The sequence below is a fragment of the Flavobacterium sp. W22_SRS_FP1 genome (assembly GCF_052113685.1).
GTDB lineage: Bacteria > Bacteroidota > Bacteroidia > Flavobacteriales > Flavobacteriaceae > Flavobacterium.
Genome location: NZ_JBGQOE010000004.1, coordinates 105,930 through 123,756, shown reverse-complemented (window position 1 = coordinate 123,756; position 17,827 = coordinate 105,930). Strand labels below are relative to the sequence as shown.

At 34.6% G+C, this 17,827-nt stretch carries 13 protein-coding genes; 7 read left to right on the top strand and 6 right to left on the bottom strand.

Annotated features, from left to right (window positions below; translation table 11 throughout):
• Nucleotides 1-3: 3 nt before the first annotated feature.
• The 6 genes from ACEN2H_RS04005 to queG all read left to right on the top strand — a co-directional run bounded on the left by ACEN2H_RS04005 (nt 4) and on the right by queG (nt 7,082).
• The gene (locus tag ACEN2H_RS04005) at nt 4-549 is read left to right on the top strand and encodes a c-type cytochrome (RefSeq protein WP_441730629.1); all 546 of its coding nucleotides are present in this window, start codon (nt 4-6) and stop codon (nt 547-549) included.
• Between the two features lie 27 nt (nt 550-576).
• Nucleotides 577-1,923 (top strand): quinol:cytochrome C oxidoreductase, encoded by a 1,347-nt coding sequence (locus tag ACEN2H_RS04000; protein ID WP_441730628.1) that lies wholly within the window; start codon nt 577-579, stop codon nt 1,921-1,923.
• 19 nt (nt 1,924-1,942) lie between these two features.
• A complete protein-coding gene (locus tag ACEN2H_RS03995) occupies nt 1,943-3,097 on the top strand; it encodes a cytochrome c oxidase subunit II (RefSeq protein ID WP_441730626.1) in 1,155 nt (384 codons plus the stop codon).
• Between the two features lie 28 nt (nt 3,098-3,125).
• Nucleotides 3,126-4,916 carry a cytochrome c oxidase subunit I gene (locus ACEN2H_RS03990; protein WP_441730624.1) on the top strand — a complete coding sequence of 597 codons (1,791 nt, stop codon included), beginning with the start codon at nt 3,126-3,128 and terminating at the stop codon, nt 4,914-4,916.
• A gap of 76 nt (nt 4,917-4,992) precedes the next feature.
• Nucleotides 4,993-6,015 carry a Holliday junction branch migration DNA helicase RuvB gene (ruvB, locus tag ACEN2H_RS03985; protein ID WP_441730622.1) on the top strand — a complete coding sequence of 341 codons (1,023 nt, stop codon included), beginning with the start codon at nt 4,993-4,995 and terminating at the stop codon, nt 6,013-6,015.
• A 146-nt stretch (nt 6,016-6,161) separates the two neighbouring features.
• Nucleotides 6,162-7,082: a tRNA epoxyqueuosine(34) reductase QueG gene (gene queG / locus ACEN2H_RS03980; RefSeq protein ID WP_441730737.1), complete on the top strand. Its 921-nt coding sequence runs from the start codon at nt 6,162-6,164 to the stop codon at nt 7,080-7,082.
• A 51-nt stretch (nt 7,083-7,133) separates the two neighbouring features.
• Here the strand turns inward: queG and ACEN2H_RS03975 are convergent, their stop codons facing one another.
• The 6 genes from ACEN2H_RS03975 to ACEN2H_RS03950 all read right to left on the bottom strand — a co-directional run bounded on the left by ACEN2H_RS03975 (nt 7,134) and on the right by ACEN2H_RS03950 (nt 15,227).
• The gene (locus ACEN2H_RS03975; protein WP_441730621.1) at nt 7,134-8,159 is read right to left on the bottom strand and encodes a LacI family DNA-binding transcriptional regulator; all 1,026 of its coding nucleotides are present in this window, start codon (nt 8,157-8,159) and stop codon (nt 7,134-7,136) included.
• 301 nt (nt 8,160-8,460) lie between these two features.
• Nucleotides 8,461-9,480, bottom strand: a complete 1,020-nt coding sequence (locus ACEN2H_RS03970; protein ID WP_441730619.1) for a LacI family DNA-binding transcriptional regulator — start codon at nt 9,478-9,480, stop codon at nt 8,461-8,463.
• 149 nt (nt 9,481-9,629) lie between these two features.
• A complete protein-coding gene (locus tag ACEN2H_RS03965) occupies nt 9,630-11,330 on the bottom strand; it encodes a glycoside hydrolase family 13 protein (protein WP_441730617.1) in 1,701 nt (566 codons plus the stop codon).
• Nucleotides 11,331-11,380: 50 nt separating this feature from the next.
• Entirely contained in the window at nt 11,381-12,283 is a 903-nt protein-coding gene (locus ACEN2H_RS03960; RefSeq protein WP_441730615.1) for a carbohydrate kinase family protein, read from the bottom strand.
• The gene (locus ACEN2H_RS03955; RefSeq protein WP_441730613.1) at nt 12,273-13,610 is read right to left on the bottom strand and encodes a sugar porter family MFS transporter; all 1,338 of its coding nucleotides are present in this window, start codon (nt 13,608-13,610) and stop codon (nt 12,273-12,275) included. Before ACEN2H_RS03955 ends, ACEN2H_RS03960 begins: the two co-directional genes overlap by 11 nt.
• Before the next feature lie 30 nt (nt 13,611-13,640).
• On the bottom strand, nt 13,641-15,227 hold the full coding sequence (locus ACEN2H_RS03950) for a glycoside hydrolase family 32 protein (protein ID WP_441730611.1): 1,587 nt from the start codon (nt 15,225-15,227) through the stop codon (nt 13,641-13,643).
• Between the two features lie 181 nt (nt 15,228-15,408).
• Between ACEN2H_RS03950 and ACEN2H_RS03945 the strand changes: the two genes are divergently transcribed.
• Nucleotides 15,409-17,415, top strand: coding sequence for a glycosyl hydrolase family 95 catalytic domain-containing protein (locus ACEN2H_RS03945; RefSeq protein WP_441730609.1), 2,007 nt, complete (start codon nt 15,409-15,411; stop codon nt 17,413-17,415).
• Nucleotides 17,416-17,827: the final 412 nt, after the last annotated feature.

The following is a 17,827-nucleotide window of genomic DNA, read 5'->3' as shown; positions in this document are numbered from 1 at the left end:
GATATGAAAAGGGTATATAAAATAACACTATTATTTGGCATAACTATTTTAGTAGCGTCATGTCAAAATAATTTAGCACCGAACTATCAGTACTTTCCTAACATGTACAAGTCAATAGGCTATGAAACGTATTCAGAGTCTAACGCTTTTAAAAATGGTAAAGAAGGTCAGCTTCCTGCCGCCGGAACTATAAAAAGAGGCTTTGAGGTTTACGAGTATGAAAATACTACGGAAGGTTATGAGCTAGCTAAAGCAAATCTTAAGTCGCCTTTAGATTCGTTGGATAGAAATTCAGGTAAAGGAAAAGAGCTTTATGAAATTTATTGCATTAGTTGTCATGGTTCAGCTGGAAACGGTAAAGGTGTTTTAGTTGAAAGAGAAAAGTTTTTAGGTGTTCCTAGTTATAAAGACAGACCAATAACCGAGGGTAATGTCTTTCATGTAGTAACTTATGGTTTAAACTCTATGGGATCTCATGCTAATCAGATAGACGCACATGAGCGTTGGTTAGTTGCTGACTACGTGATGAAACTTAAAAGCCAATTATAATTGTCCAACAAATTGATCGTTAAAGATATGTATACATTTTCAAGTAAATTAAAAACTTTCTCTGTAATCTTAATGGCCATAGGTCTATTAGGTATAGGTTATGGTTTTTGGACTGCACCAAAAGATATTCACGAAGTTGAAAACATACTCGCTTCTGAAGAAACCCATGGAACCCATGCTGAAGTAAAGCATGAGGTTTCTGACACTGCTGGCGAAAGTCACGCAGTTGCAGAAAATCATAGTGAAGTAAAAGATGCTTCGAAACACAATGAGCATTTAACTCATGTGCTACATCAACTACAGAATAAGCCATGGGCTGCCTTGTACGTTGCTTGTATTTTCTTCATGCTTGTTACAATGGGAGTGTTAGCTTTTTATGCTATTCAGCAAGTTGCATCAGCAGGTTGGTCCCCAGTATTGTTTAGAGTAATGCAAGGAATTACAGCTTATCTACCATGGGGTTCTGTTATATTTTTCATCATATTGGTACTTTGTGGGTTGCATTTTAATCATATCTTTATTTGGTTGGATCCTGAAGTAGTTGCTCATGATAAACTTATTGCTGGCAAAGCTGGATATTTAAACTTTCCTTTTTGGATTGTTAGAGCTGGGATATTTTTAATTGGATGGAACGTTTACAGGTATTATTCAGCTAAGAACTGTTTGGCGCAAGACGAATCTAAAGATGATAGTTTTTACAAAAAGAATTTCAACATTTCAGCGGGTTTCTTGGTTTTCTTCATCGTTACTGAATCTATCATGTCGTGGGACTGGATTCTGTCGATTGATCCACACTGGTTCAGCACACTATTTGGCTGGTATGTATTTGCGAGCTTTTTTGTAAGTGGTATTACTACTATATGTATGGTGACTTTGTACTTAAAATCAAAAGGCTACTTAGAACATGTTAACACCAGTCATATTCATGATTTAGCTAAATTTATGTTCGGATTTAGTGTTTTCTGGACGTACCTTTGGTTCTCGCAGTTTATGTTAGTTTGGTATGCAAATATTCCAGAAGAGATTACTTATTTTATTACAAGAATTGAATTGTATAATCTTCCGTTTTTTGGTGCTGTTGTTATGAATTTCCTTTTTCCAATATTGATACTAATAAATACAGATTTTAAAAGAATCTCGTGGATACTTGTTATGGCAGGTATAGTAATATTAGCTGGACATTATATTGATTTCTTTAATATGATTATGCCAGGTACAGTAGGAGACAGATGGTTTATTGGGGTTTCAGAAATTGCGTCAGTTCTTTTCTTTTTAGGATTATTTATATATACTGTTTTTACAGCCTTATCTAAAGTACCTCTTTTGCCAAAAAGAAATCCTTTCATAGAGGAGAGTAAACATTTTCATTATTAATATTTAAAGAAGTAAACAGATGACAAGTTTGTTGGTAATTATAGTTTTAGTTTTATTAGCTGTTGCTTTATGGCAATTGACTAAAATATTTGATCTTACTCAGGTAGGGACTGATCCGGATAGCTCTCAAGTAGCTTCCGATAAAGATAATAATGTACAAGGATATTTAATGTTTGGCTTTTTAGCCTTTATCTATATTTTTACAATTTATGGTTTATATACATGGGGGCCTCTCGTTCTCCATACTCCGGCCTCAGCTCATGGTGCGCAGGTTGATAATTTGATGAATATTACTTGGGTGCTTATTTTTATAGTTCAGGCATTTACGCAAGTTTTATTGTACTATTTTACTTTTAAATATAGAGGTAAAAAAGGTCAAAAGGCATTGTATTTCTCTGATAATAATAAGCTAGAGGCAATTTGGAGTTTTATTCCTGCAGTTGTGTTGGCAGGTTTAATACTATATGGTTTGTATGCATGGACAAACATTATGTTTATTGATGATGATGAGGATACAATCGTTGTTGAGCTTTATGCGCAGCAGTTTTATTGGACAGCTAGAGTTGCTGGAGAAGATAATGTTCTTGGTAAGGCGAACGTAAGATACATTCAAGGTATTAATACAGTTGGTGTAGATATGGCTGATCCTTATGCTCAAGATGACATTGTTGTTAAGGAGTTACATATTCCAAAAGGTAAAAAGATTCATTTCAAAATGAGATCTCAAGATGTTCTGCACTCTGCGTACATGCCATATTTTAGAGCGCAAATGAACTGTGTTCCAGGTATGGTGACCGAATTTGCTTTCGAACCAATTTATACTACTGCAGAATATAGACAGTTACCTTATATGATTGAAAAAGTAGCTAATATAAATGCGATACGCTCTAAGAAAAGTTTTGATTTAGTTGCAAAGGGTGAAGCTGGACTTGATCCATATGCGTTTGATTTTTTACTTCTTTGTAATAAAATATGCGGTGCTTCTCATTATAATATGCAAATGAAAATTATAGTAGATACTCCTGAAGATTACAAAAAATGGTGTTCAGAGCAAGTGAAACTAGCACAACAAGTGAATGAAGCATATGCTCCTGAAGCTGAAGGAGTAATAGATAGTGCGGATTCTTTGAAATCAAAAGATACTATGGCTGTTTCGAAAATGGCTGTGAATTAATTATTAAGAAAATTTAAAGTAAACATATATGTCAGCAGAAGTTCACGATAACGGACACGAACACGAACATCATCATAAAGATACATTCATCACTAAATATATTTTTAGTCTTGACCACAAGATGATTGCAAAACAATACCTAATTACGGGTATTATAATGGGAATTATTGGTGTAGGGATGTCTATGCTTTTTAGAATGCAGTTGGCATGGCCTGAGCAGTCCTTCAAAATATTTAATGTTTTATTGGGTGATAAATGGGCTCCAAATGGCGTAATGGCTAATGATATTTACTTATCCTTGGTTACTATTCACGGAACAATCATGGTGTTCTTCGTTTTAACAGCTGCTTTAAGTGGTACTTTTAGTAACTTGTTGATACCACTTCAACTAGGTGCGAGAGATATGGCTTCTGGTTTTATGAATATGATATCATATTGGCTTTTCTTTTTGTCAAGTGTAATAATGATCGCATCTTTGTTTGCTGAAGCGGGACCTGCGAATTCAGGTTGGACTATATATCCGCCATTAAGTGCTTTGCCCAAAGCGATTGGTGGATCAGGTTTGGGAATGACTTTATGGTTAATATCTATGGCTATATTTATTTCATCGTCATTGATGGGTTCGTTGAATTATATCGTTACTGTGATTAATTTAAGAACTAAAGGAATGTCAATGACAAGAATGCCGCTTACGGTATGGGCTTTTTTCGTAACTGCTATTATTGGTGTTGTTTCATTCCCTGTTCTTTTATCAGCAGCTTTGTTGTTGATTTTTGACAGAAGTTTTGGCACTTCCTTTTTCTTATCAGACATTTATTTAGCAGGTGAAGTTTTACATTATCAAGGTGGTTCTCCAGTATTGTTTGAACATTTATTTTGGTTTTTAGGACATCCTGAGGTCTATATAGTATTACTTCCTGCGTTAGGAATTACTTCTGAAGTTATAGCTACAAACTCTCGTAAACCTATTTTTGGTTATAGAGCTATGATCATGTCTATTATAGCCATTGGTTTCTTATCAACTATAGTTTGGGGACATCACATGTTCGTTTCAGGAATGAATCCATTCCTAGGTTCAGTGTTTACTTTTACTACTTTGTTGATTGCAATTCCATCTGCTGTAAAAGCCTTTAATTATATTACTACTCTCTGGAAAGGTAACTTACAATTAAATCCAGCGATGTTGTTTTCTATAGGATTAGTTTCAACTTTTATTACTGGAGGTTTAACAGGTATTATTTTAGGAGACAGTACGCTAGATATAAATGTGCATGACACTTATTTCGTTGTTGCTCACTTTCACTTAGTAATGGGTATTTCTGCTCTTTACGGTATGTTTGCTGGTATATATCATTGGTTCCCTAAAATGTTTGGTAGAATGTTAAATAAGAATATGGGATATGTTCACTTTTGGGTAACTGCTGTTTGTGCTTACGGAGTGTTTTTTCCAATGCACTTTATTGGTTTAGCAGGTTTACCAAGACGTTATTATACGAACACTAACTTTCCATTATTTGACGACTTACAAAATGTAAACGTTTTGATAACGTTGTTTGCCTTAGTTGGAGGAGCTTTTCAATTGGTGTTTTTATATAATTTTTTCAGTAGTATATTCTACGGTAAAAAATCAGTACAGAATCCTTGGAAGTCTAATACGCTTGAATGGACAACTCCTGTAGAACACGTGCATGGTAACTGGCCAGGTGAACTTCCAGAAGTTCATAGGTGGCCTTACGATTATAGTAAGCCTGGACATGATGAAGATTTTGTTCCTCAAAATGTACCAATGAAACCTGGTGAAGAGGTTTTACATCACTAGATTTAGAAATATTTAAAATGCCTTTCAATTTGAAAGGCATTTTTTTTTACTTATAAGTTTGTCATATCTTTGCTACATGAATGAAAATTTAGATCCAACAGCCAACGGGTATAATTCGGAAGAATTAGATCTTGAGAAAAAATTAAGACCCTTATCATTTGATGATTTTGCGGGGCAAGATCAGATTTTAGAAAATCTGAAGGTTTTTGTTCAAGCGGCTAACCAAAGGAACGAAGCTTTAGATCATACCCTTTTTCATGGCCCTCCAGGTCTAGGTAAAACTACTTTGGCCAATATATTGGCTAATGAGTTGCAAGTGGGTATTAAAATTACATCGGGACCAGTGTTAGATAAGCCTGGCGATTTGGCGGGTCTATTAACCAATCTTGAGGACAGAGACGTTTTATTTATAGATGAGATTCATCGTTTAAGCCCGATTGTTGAAGAGTACCTTTATTCAGCAATGGAAGATTTCAAGATCGACATCATGATTGAATCTGGGCCTAATGCGCGCACCGTACAGATCAATCTTAATCCATTTACGTTAATAGGAGCAACAACACGTTCAGGTCTGCTAACAGCTCCAATGAGAGCCCGTTTTGGGATCTCGTCTAGATTACAATATTACACAGCTGAGCTATTGACGACAATAGTGGAACGAAGTGCGTCTATTTTAAAAATGCCAATTTCTATGGAAGCTGCTATCGAAATTGCGGGAAGAAGTAGAGGAACACCCCGTATCGGTAATGCGTTGTTACGTCGTGTACGTGATTTTGCACAAATAAAAGGAAACGGTACTATTGATATTGAAATAGCAAGATATGCTTTGAAAGCTTTGAATGTGGATGCACATGGTTTGGATGAAATGGATAACAAAATACTGACCACGATTATCGATAAATTTAAGGGCGGTCCCGTCGGATTATCTACTTTGGCAACTGCGGTTTCTGAAAGCAGCGAAACTGTTGAAGAAGTGTATGAGCCTTTCTTAATTCAGGAGGGTTTTATAATGAGAACGCCAAGAGGTAGAGAAGTAACAGACAAGGCGTATAAGCATCTTGGTAGGATTAAAACAAATGTACAAGGTGGCTTATTTTAGTCCTAGCGTTTGTTTTAGCTAGGTACTTCAAACTTTTAGAGAAATCGAGGTTAGTAAAAATTCTGCTTTGAAGTAAGCAACAGTGTGCCTATCAATTTTATTTTCTCTCAATAGATAGGGATTATTGTCAAACCTTTAATAACAGAATTATCACTAAAACCGATCATACACAATTTATAAAGTCCGAGGCGATGCGTCTCGGGTTTCTATCCTGTGGCATTGCTAAGGCTGGGTTTTTAGAAAAGGAAGCGCCAAGACTGGAGAATTGGCTAAATAACAATAGTCATGGCAAAATGTCTTATATGGAGAAGAATTTTGACAAGCGATTGGACCCAACTTTACTTGTCGACGACGCCAAAACCGTCGTTTCTCTTTTGTTAAATTACTATCCGGAACAATTTCAGAATCCGGATTCTTATAAAATTTCAAAGTATGCCTATGGACAAGACTACCATTCTGTTATTAAGGAGAAGTTAAAAGAACTACTTTTTTCTATCCAATCGAATATTGGTGAGGTTTCAGGTCGAGCTTTTGTTGATTCCGCTCCGGTTTTAGATAAAGCTTGGGCTGCTAAAAGTGGTTTGGGTTGGATTGGTAAAAACAGTAATTTGCTTACGCAGAAGGTAGGTTCATTTTATTTCATTGCTGAACTGATAATAGATTTGGATTTGGATTATGATAACGCAACAACTGACCATTGCGGCAGTTGTACAGCGTGTCTGGATGCCTGTCCCACAGATGCGATTGTCGCCCCTTATGTTGTAGATGGAAGCAAGTGCATTTCTTATTTTACAATTGAGCTTAATGAGAATATACCTTCAGAGATGAAAGGTAAATTTGAGGATTGGGCATTTGGTTGTGATATCTGTCAAGACGTATGTCCGTGGAATAAGTTTTCAAAAGCACATAATGAACCTTTGTTTAATACGAATCCTGATTTACTATCAATGTCTAAAAGAGATTGGGATGAAATTACTGAGGAAACCTTTAAGGCAGTATTTAAAAGCTCCCCTATAAAAAGAACAAAGTTTCAAGGACTCAAACGAAACATTGAGTTTTTAAAATAGAGGTTAATGAGATAGTAGGAATTTTAAATGTTTTATTTACAAATTTATCCACTATATTTTTATAGATGACTCTCTCGTTATTAGTGTTGTTTCTAACTCAATAGTTCTAGGGATAAATGCTTTACCCACTTTATGGCAATTCATTTCTTCTAACAGTAAATTAAAAGCTTCTATGCCCATTGAATGACTTGGCTGGTCAACAGTACTTAATTTTGGAGTAAGCACTTGCGATATGAACCAGTTACTAAAACCTATTACCGCCACTTGTTGAGGAACTTTCACTTTGTTATCATTAAAATAGGTGAGGACGCCAGCAGCAACTAAATCTGTAATTGCAAATACGCCGTCCACATCGGGATGCTCACTTAAAATTTGTTTTGCAAAATCGATTCCTTCCTGAAAAGTAACGCTTTCACATGCGTACACTAGTTTTGAGTCAAAAGGTATATTGTTCTTTTCTAATGCTTTTTTATATCCAATAAAACGATCAATGGCATTCTGAGGATTTAATGGACCTCTAATATGAGCTATTTTTCGGCACCCATTATCAATTAAATGCTGAACTGCGCTAAAAGCTGCTTTTTGATCATCAATAATTACTTTAGAACATCTAGAAAGTTTTGATATTTTATCAAACATTACAAAGGGTATTTTTCGGTTAATTATTGCCCTTATGTGATCGTCGTTATTTGACTCGTTCGAAAGTGACATCAGTATTCCGTCTACTCTTTTATTTATAAGTAGTTCCACTTGTTTTTTCTCTAGTGCTAAGGTTTCGTTAGACTGTAGAATAATAACTAAATACTCGTTTTTTTCTGCTTCATCAATAATGGCATTGATAACATTGGAAAAAAAGTGGTGGACTACTTCGGGCACGATCAAGCCGATAGTTTTTGACTCCCTAGTTCTTAGGTTGACTGCAAAACTATTAGGGGTATAATGTAATTCTTGTGCAAGTTCAATAACAGCTTTCTTGGTTTTTTCGCTAACATCGGGATAGTTCTTTAACGCTTTAGAAACTGTTGTTATCGAAATGCCTAATTTGGCGGCAATTTCTTTAAGAGTGATGTCTTTCATGAAATAAATTTCTGATAGTTTGAAGGTATAAAGTATCTCTTTATTTAATTAGTCGATTGTGTGAAACCTTGTCTACTTTTGGATTACACTAAAAATGTTACTTTATCACCTAATTTATTTAGTACCAAGGTATAGATTTTAATTCAAGATTTCCTTTAAATTAAACAAATATATTCGTGATAGCTTAAAACTTTGTGATTTTTTCGCGTTACAGTAAGATAGTTAATTCTTAAAAATATAAAAGACTTAATATCCCTAATTTTTTAAATGTAGATTATATTAATTTACCAATTATCAGCTATTAAGCAGATCCTCTTTCTATTATACTTGTTTCTAATTCTATTGACTGATAACAAATGGGCTCGTTGTTCTTTTTAAGTTCTATTTCATCAAATAAGATGGAAGCTGCTTTTTTTCCTATTTCGTATCCAGGTTGATCGATTGTAGTTAGTTTAGGACTAATTACTTGAGACATAAACGAGTTGCAAAACCCAAAAACGGCAATTTTTTTAGGGATTTCGATGTTCACATCATTTAAATACTTGACTATGCCAATAGCCACTAAATCTGTTATGGCAAAAATAGCATCTAAATCAGGATGTTCAGCTACAGCTTGTTGCGCATTTTTGTACCCATCTTCGAAATCGGTATTGTTATCGCAGAAGTATACTAAAGAAGAATCATACATAATATTATTATCTTCAAGTGCTTTTTTATACCCGAGAAAGCGGTCAATAGAATTTTGAGGCATCAATGATCCTCGAAAGTGTGCAATCTTTTTGTGTCCTTTTTTTATAAGATAATGTACTGCGTCATAAGCAGCTTTTCTGTCATTGATTACGACTTTAGAACAGTTAATCAATTTCGCTATTTTGTCAAAAAGAACAAGCGGTGTTTTGTTATTTATTATGTTTTTAATGTGTTCAAACTCTCCAGTTTCGTTTGAAAGTGACATGAGAATTCCATCTACTCTTTTATTAATTAAAAGTTCGATTTGTTTTTTTTCAACATCTAATTTTTCATTAGAGCGCAAAAGGATGACAAGAAAATCCCTTTTTTGAGCCTCCGCCAGTACTCCCTCAAATACTTTTGAAAAAAAATTATAGTCCACAGTTGGTATGATCAGTCCAATAGTTTTCGATTGCCTTGTTCTTAGGTTTACAGCAAAGCTGTTAGGGGTGTAATTTAGTTTATTAGCTAAATCGATAATTTTTTTTTTAGTTTTTTCGCTAACATCAGGGTAGTTTTTTAGCGCCTTTGAAACTGTAGTTATAGATACTCCTAATTGGCTTGCAATTTGTTTTAGCGTTACTTCTTTCATTTATGGACCACTGGATTTAGAACATATAAAAACTGATTCTTCAAAACAAACGTACAATTTTATTCATTGTAATTATTCTAAAGAAACAGTTATGTTTAAAATTCGATCTTCAATTATGATGAAATAGGCCTCAAGTATTTCTCAGGAAATTAATTTAGCTCAATTATCATTGCTTCATATGGTCTTAGTAGACTATTTTTAAGTTTTTTGTAGTCGTTATAATTATTCAATATTATTTCAAGGTTTCCTAAATTGAGATTTAAATTATAGTCAGCGATTTTATCTGTAAAGTTCAATAATATCAATAGTTTCTTGCCGTTTAATTCCCTAGTATAGCTGTAAACGTTTGGGTTTTCTCTGTCTAACAAGCTATACTTGCCATAAACAAGAACGGGATTTTGTTTGCGTAATTGAATTAGTTTTCGAAAATAATTTAATACTGATTTCGGGTTAATTTCTTGCGCTTCAGCATTTATAACTTCGAAGTTCGGATTTGCTTTTAACCATGGTTTTCCTGAAGTAAATCCGGAGTTTGAAGTTGTATCCCATTGAAAGGGGGTTCTGCTATTATCCCTTGCTGTTTGCTTTTGGGCTTCCAAAAAGGATTCCAAATCTCCTCCTTTATTTTTTAGATTAATATATTTATTACGAGTTTCTAAATCTCGATATTCGTCAATCGAGTTAAATCTCGGATTTACCATCCCTAACTCATCCCCTTGATAATAAAAGGACGTCCCTCTCATAGTCAATACAAAAGTGGAAAGCATTTTAGATGAAATTTCTCGAAATTCATTAGAATCATTCCCAAACTTGCTTACCATTCTGGGCTGATCATGATTAGCAAGAAAAATAGCCAGCCATCCCTTGTCTTTAAACTCAGTGTCATAGCTTGAAAATATTTCTTTGTATTTTACAAGACCAAAGTCAGTGAGATGCCTTCCTATTTCTACACTTTCAAAATGATAAGCGATGTCTAATTCTTTTCGGTCTGGATCAACAAATTTCATAGCCTCAATAGGGGAACTCCCAGCTCCTTCAGCTACAGTCATCATATCGTATTTACTTAAAACTTCCCTATTCATTTCTTGAATATACTCATGTAGTCGAGGACCATTGCCGTAATACTTTATGATTTCTGCAGGCTTGTCTACTATTTCTTTAGGCAATTCCGGAAAACTAGTGTCTTTTGAAATAAATTGAAAAGCATCCATTCTAAATCCATCGATTCCTTTATCAAGCCAGAACTTCATTATCTCATAAACATCATTTCTTAGCCTTGGATTTTCCCAGTTCAAATCTGGCTGTTTTTCGGAAAAATAATGTAAATAGTAGGAGTCTGTCGTTAGGTCATACTTCCAGGCATCACTGTTTACGTCAAACCAGCTCCATCTGTAGTTCGGTTTTCCTTTTTCGGCTGGCCACCAATGGTAATAATCCCGATACGGGTTGTCTCTCGAGCTTTTGGATTGTAGGAACCATTCATGTTCATCACTACTATGGTTGACTACTAAGTCCATAATTAATTTAATTCCTCGTTTATGCAGTTCCTGCAGTAAAAGATCAAAATCTTCCATAGTCCCAAAATCGGGCATTATTTCCCGATAATTACTAATGTCATATCCATTGTCGTCATTTGGAGAAGCGTAAATGGGATTCAGCCATACAGCATCTATCCCTAGATTTTGCACATAATCGAGCTTGGATATAATACCTTTAAGATCTCCCACACCGTCGCCGTTACTATCCTTAAAACTTCTTGGGTATATTTGGTAAACAACAGCTTCCTTCCACCATTTTGAATCTTTAACGGGGATTATTAAATTTTTATTGATTTGAGTGTTTATAGGCATGCTTAAAGAGAATTGTGTTAGTATATAAATAGGGCGGTATTCAAAAAAATCTATATCGGATTCATAAATCTAATAATATCAGCATTTAATATTTGTGGGTTTGCGCCCTCTTTTTCTGCCACAAGTGCTCCTAAAGCACATGCGAAATCAATAGCTATTTGAGGGTCATTTTGGGTTAATAGTTTACTAATTAAACCTGCCAAAAAAGAATCTCCAGATCCAACAGTGTCTATTACCTTGACTTCGTAACCACTATTATAATAAAACGTACCGTCATAATATAAAACTGCACCGTGGCTCCCCAATGTGACGCAGATACGGTTTGTATTTGTTAACTCGGCTATATAAAGGATGTTTTGCTTTAAAGAATGATAAGGTGAATTAAGAAATTTGCTTATTTCGTATAATTCTTCGTCATTAAATTTTATGAAATCTGACTGCATCATCAAATTAGTAAGCACTTCTTTCTTGTAAAAAGGAGAGCGAAGGTTCGCATCAAACACTTTGTACTTTGCGCAGCCTAATAATTTCACCAAAGTTTTAAAGGAAGTTTCGTCTCTGCAAACAAGACTACCGTAAATAAAGGCAGCTGCTTTTTTTACTAGATTTTCTATTTCTAGATTGCATTCTATTTTATCCCAAGCTACTGGATAATTAATAGTGTAAGATGCCGATCCTTTATCGTCAAGTTGAACAACTACTTCACCGGTTTTGTGAGTGGGGTCGACTTGAATATTAGCGGTGCTTACTTTATTTTTGTTTATGAAAGAAAGTAGCTCTTTACCAATTTCATCATTTCCAATACGACTTATTATTTGGGTGTCAATGCCTAGTGATGAAAGACGTAAAGCTACATTTAATGGTGCTCCCCCAATTTTCTTGTGAGTTGGAAATACATCATACAATACTTCTCCAAAACAGACAACGTTTACTTTTTGAGAATTACTTTCCATTGTTTAGCATTTTATGTTCTAGTTCTTCAAGGGACAAGCCTTTGGTTTCTGGCATCATAAATAAGACAAAGATGAATTGTAATACCATCATAAAAGCAAGGAAGGCAAATATGGGCCACGGATTTACTTTGAATAAATCGATTACCACAGGTCCTGCCAAAGTTATCAAAGCTGCAAAGATCCAATGTATTCCTGTTCCAAATGATTGTCCATTTGCTCTAACGTTATTTGGGAATATTTCGGAAATAAAAACCCAAATAACCGCTCCTTGACCGATGGCATGAGAAGCAATAAACACAAGAATAGAGACCATTAATACGTCTGGTCCTAGATTATTAAGAAAGGCTAAGGCAACCATCCCTAAACTTAAAATATAACCAATTGACCCTATTACCATCAGCTGCCTTCTTCCCAAAACATCAATTAACTTCATACCAGCCAGAGTAAAAATTAGATTTGTAACCCCAATTAAAATGGAATTCATTAGCGATTCTTTAGATCCTAATCCTGCCATTTCTAATATTTCAGGGGCATAATATAATATAAAATTAATACCAGATAGCTGATTGAAAAAGGCAATTAAAAAAGCAAGAATTAGGGGTAATTTATATCTGTATGAGAATACTGTTTCTTTAAAAGTAGAATCTTCAATAAGGTCGTTTTTTATTTCGTAAAAATTGTCCAAAGCATCATCTTTACTGTAAATCATTTCTAGCACTTTCATTGCGGTTACATCGTCTCTTTTGTTTAGAATTAACCACCTAGGGCTATCTGGTATTTGAGTGATAATTATGCTGTAAACTAATGCAGGTAAAGCAACAATCCCGATCATCCAACGCCAGTCGTTAGCCCCTCCAAAACCTTCAAGTAAATAATTAGAAAAGAAGGCAATTAAAATACCGAAAACGATATTAAACTGAAATAAAGTCCCCAGTTTACCTCTGTTTTCTGGGGTAGAAATTTCGGATATATAGATCGGTGCGGCTACTGAAGACGCTCCTACACCAATACCACCTATAAATCTGAAAAAGGAAAAAAAGTAGGGATTCGGTGCCAATGCCGAACCAATAGCCGATACTAAAAATAATATTCCAATCCAGAATAAAGTTTTTTGACGGCCCCATTTGTCACAAGGTATTCCTCCCAGTAATGAACCAAGTACAGTTCCCCATAATGCCATAGACATAATGAAGATGCCATGAAATAAGGGCGTTGTGTTCCATAATTCTTTTATAGGTAAGTTTGCTCCGGAGATGACAACAGTGTCAAACCCAAATAAAAATCCTGCCACCGCTACGGTGAGAGACCAGTTTCTAACTTTATTCATTGACTTTGGTTTATTGGTTTGGTTTTCAGTTTAATTTTTATCCCAAATGCTTTTTATATAGTTGATTGAAAAAGCGTTGATTTCTTGATTTTCAGTAGATGAGATAGTCAGTTTAGTATATGGTGTGCTTGGAAAAATTTGCTCAGTAAAACTATATATTCCGCCATCTAAAAAGATTTCGATTGAAGACCAATCCATGATGATTTGGTAATCGATAGTACTCGAACCTACATTAGGTACAGCTGTATTATGAATTTGTTTGCCAAAACTTTCTTCAAAATTTACTATTCCAGAATGACGTCTGTCTATAGAAAATATTTTTTGTTTTGAGTCGTATTCTATCACTAATGAATCTTTGGCGTTATTTGAGAAAACGAGCTTTAAATCCTTGGCTTCTGCTATAAATTTAATTTCAGATTGGTTGAAGTTGGGGTAGTTAATTTCTACTTTTTCATCTGCTTGTAATTTGATTGTTTTATGCGAATACTCCTGCTTTAATTGGTTTTTTAATTGCTCAATAGGAGTGCTTTTTAAGACATAATCATTATTTGTTTTTATAAGGGATAGCTCCCTTGGCAGAGTCATAGCACTGCGCCAATTTTTAGTTGGAGTATCTCTTGCATAACTCCAGTTGCTCATCCAACCAATAAAAACACGCTTATCATCAGGGGTATTGTTATAGGTCACTCCTGCATAATTATCCGTTCCATGATCAATCCACTTGATGTCTTTTTGATCTGTTTTAAAACTTTTACCGTTATATTCTCCAATAAAATATTGAGTTCCCGAACCTCCATTTGTGGCGCCGGGGTTAATGCTTATGAGCAATACCCATTTTTCTTCTTTAGAGTCGGCTACTTTTAGTTTGAAAATATCAGGACATTCCCAAACACCTCCGTGAGCTCCTGATTTTTCCCCAAATTCACTTTCAAATTGCCAATTAATTAAATTTTTTGATGTGAAAAATTCGGCATGGTCACCTGCTACTAAAACTAAATTCCATAGATTCGTTTCTGGGTTCCAGAATGCTTTTGGATCTCTGAAATCTTTTTGTGTGCTGTTTTTTATTATTGGGTTTCCATTGTACTTTAGCCACGTATTGCCTTCATCTAGACTGTAAGCGAGTCCTTGTGTTTGAAAATCTTTTCTACCAGATTTTTCTCCCTTCATATTATGGTAGGTAAAAATGGCTATCATAGGAGGATTCTCTTTTGTGCCTAAACCAGAAGTATTTTTTAAATCAATAACTGCACTCCCTGAAAATATCAGTCCAATTGCGTCTGGGAATAATGCTATTTTTTTGTAGTTCCAATGAATCAAATCAGTACTAGTGGCGTGTCCCCAATGCATAGGTCCCCATACGATATCATCTGGATAATACTGGTAAAATAAATGATAGACTCCTTTATGATAAACCATCCCATTTGGATCATTCATCCATTTTTTTTCTGGTGTAAAATGAAATTGGGGACGAAAAGGCTCACTGTGAATTTTTGAGGAGTCAACTACTATTTCTTGATTAGAATTGATCACTATTGCTGTTTTTTCTGATGTATCAATACAAGAGTGCAGTGTTAATGCGAGTAGTAAAGTGCCAAAAAATAATCTTTTATACATTAAATTAAGGTTTTAATTTTTTTCAGATAAAATTAAGATTCATTTTGAATTAATTGTATTTGAAAAAATCGATAACGTTTTCGAAAAAACGAAAACGTTATCGATTTTGATTTTGATTAAAACAAGAGGCGTTATGTAATATTTTACATAAGTTTGAAACTTATTTAAATAGCAAAATACTATGATTTCAAATGTAAAAAGTTTTTTATTGATGATTTTAGTTAGTCCCGTTATTTTTGGGCAAGCGAAATCAGATGAATGGCATTTATCTGCTAACTCGAGAGAAAATTATTATGGAGTTGCAATGGCAAATGGCCAAATAGGAATTGTGACGGATGATACGCCGTTAAAAACTAAGGAGATAATCCTTAATGGAGTTTATGAAGGTAGTCCTGAAAATGGAATTAGCAGAATCGTCAGAGGAATTGAATTTTTGAACCTTCATCTATCAATAAACAATGAAGAAATAAAGTCGGATAATATTGATAACTGGAATCAAGTGATTTCTATGAAGGAGGGTACAAGTACTACCTCGTTTACGTTTAAAGATTTGGTTGCTGTAGATTATACCATTTTAGCTAATAGAGCTATTCCATATTCAGCCATGGCGATTGTAGAAATTACTCCTAAGAAAGATATTGAAATAATTGCGAATAATTATATGGTCGTTCCAGATGAATTAAAGGATGTCAAAAGTCAATTTAGAGTGCTCAAAGATAATCAGTATTTGATGCCAGTTTTTGGTACTACGGCAAAAACATTATTTGGGAAACATACCGTTGCTGCTTCAACGACATTTTTATTTGATGGGGAAAGCGAAACTTTGAAGCAAACGGGAAATGAAGTTGGCTTTTCTAAAAAACTACTCAAGGGAAAAAAATATAGGTTTGCCATCGCAGGCGGTATTTGTACCACTAAGGATTTCACCGATCCGTTAAACGAATCCGAAAGACAACCTATTTATGCATTACAGGAAGGAATAGATAAATTATTAGACAAGCATAAAAAGGCTTGGGCCGAATTGTGGAAAACAGGAGATATTCAAATCGAGGGAGATTTAGATGCGCAGCAACGCGTACGATTTGCTTTGTATAATTTGTATTCTTTTATACGTCCTGAAACCAGACAGAGCATTGCTCCTATGGGCTTGTCATCTCAGGGATACAACGGACATATTTTTTGGGACTCTGAACTTTGGATGTACCCAACGCTTTTAGCTTTGCAACCTGATATGGCAAAATCATGTTTGGATTATCGTTCTGATCGTTTGCAGAAAGCCAAGCAAAAGGCAACTGTCTATGGTTATAAAGGGGCTATGTTTCCTTGGGAATCTGACGACACTGGAGAAGAAGCGACACCTACTTGGGCTTTAACTGGAATTTTTGAGCAACATATCACTGCAGATGTTTCTATCGCTTTTTGGAATTACTATGCTTACACACAAGATAAAGCGTGGTTAAAAAAAGAATGGAATGTTTTGAAGGAGACAGCGGATTTTTGGGTGAGTAGAGTAGTTAAAAATAAGGACAATAGTTATTCTATCTTAAATGTTGTTGGAGCAGATGAATATGCCCAGCATGTAGATGATAATGCGTTTACAAATGCATCAGCTATTGAATCTTTAAAGAATACAATTAAAGCGGCTACAATTCTTGGAGAGCCAATTGATCCTCGGTGGGCAGTCGTATCAGATAATTTAGTCATACATGTTAAAAATGGAATAACTCAAAATTATAAAGGATATAATGGCCAAATAATAAAACAAGCGGATGTGAACTTATTAGCATATCCTTTGAATGTAATAACAGATAAAAAACAGATCGAAAAAGATTTGGAGTATTATGCAGCTAAGATTGACCCGAAGGATGGACCAGCTATGGCATCTGGAGTACTATCTGTTCTATATGCCCGCTTAGGTGATAAAGAGAAAGCCTATAGTTATTTTGTAAAATCGTATATGCCTAACAGCCGTCCCCCTTTTGGTGTTTTTTCTGAGTCAGCTAACAGTAATAATCCATATTTTGCTACAGGAGCTGGAGCCATGCTTCAAGCTGTCATCTATGGTTTTGGTGGAGTGGAACAAACGGATATGGGATTGAAGTATAATAAAGGCCTTTTGCCTAAGCAATGGAAATCACTAAAAATAATTGGTCTTGGAGTAGATAATAAAACAATTAGCATAGAATAGTATACGCTTAGGAGTATCTTATTATTTGTAGCCTTCTAGATCCGCATCATCAAAAATATGATCCGGATCTAGAAGGCTCATTTTTTTCAAGATAGCCATCAAATTTAAGGAAGGGGTTTTTTGATTCATTTTTACAAACGAGAGTTTATTTTAGAAAAACGATTTGTGTTGGAATTGATGAATAGTTAGAGAAAATAAGAAAATGATAATTATTCTTCAACGATTTTCTTAAGGAAGATCATTTTTTGACAAAAACGCAAAGTTTTTTCGCTGCATAACGATATAAAGTAAGTATATCCAATATTTTAAGCTTTTTTATTATACTTTATATAATTTTTATATTAATTTTTTGAAGTATTAATTTTAGAATCGAAAACGTTTTCGGCGGTTCGAAAACGTTATAGTTGTTATG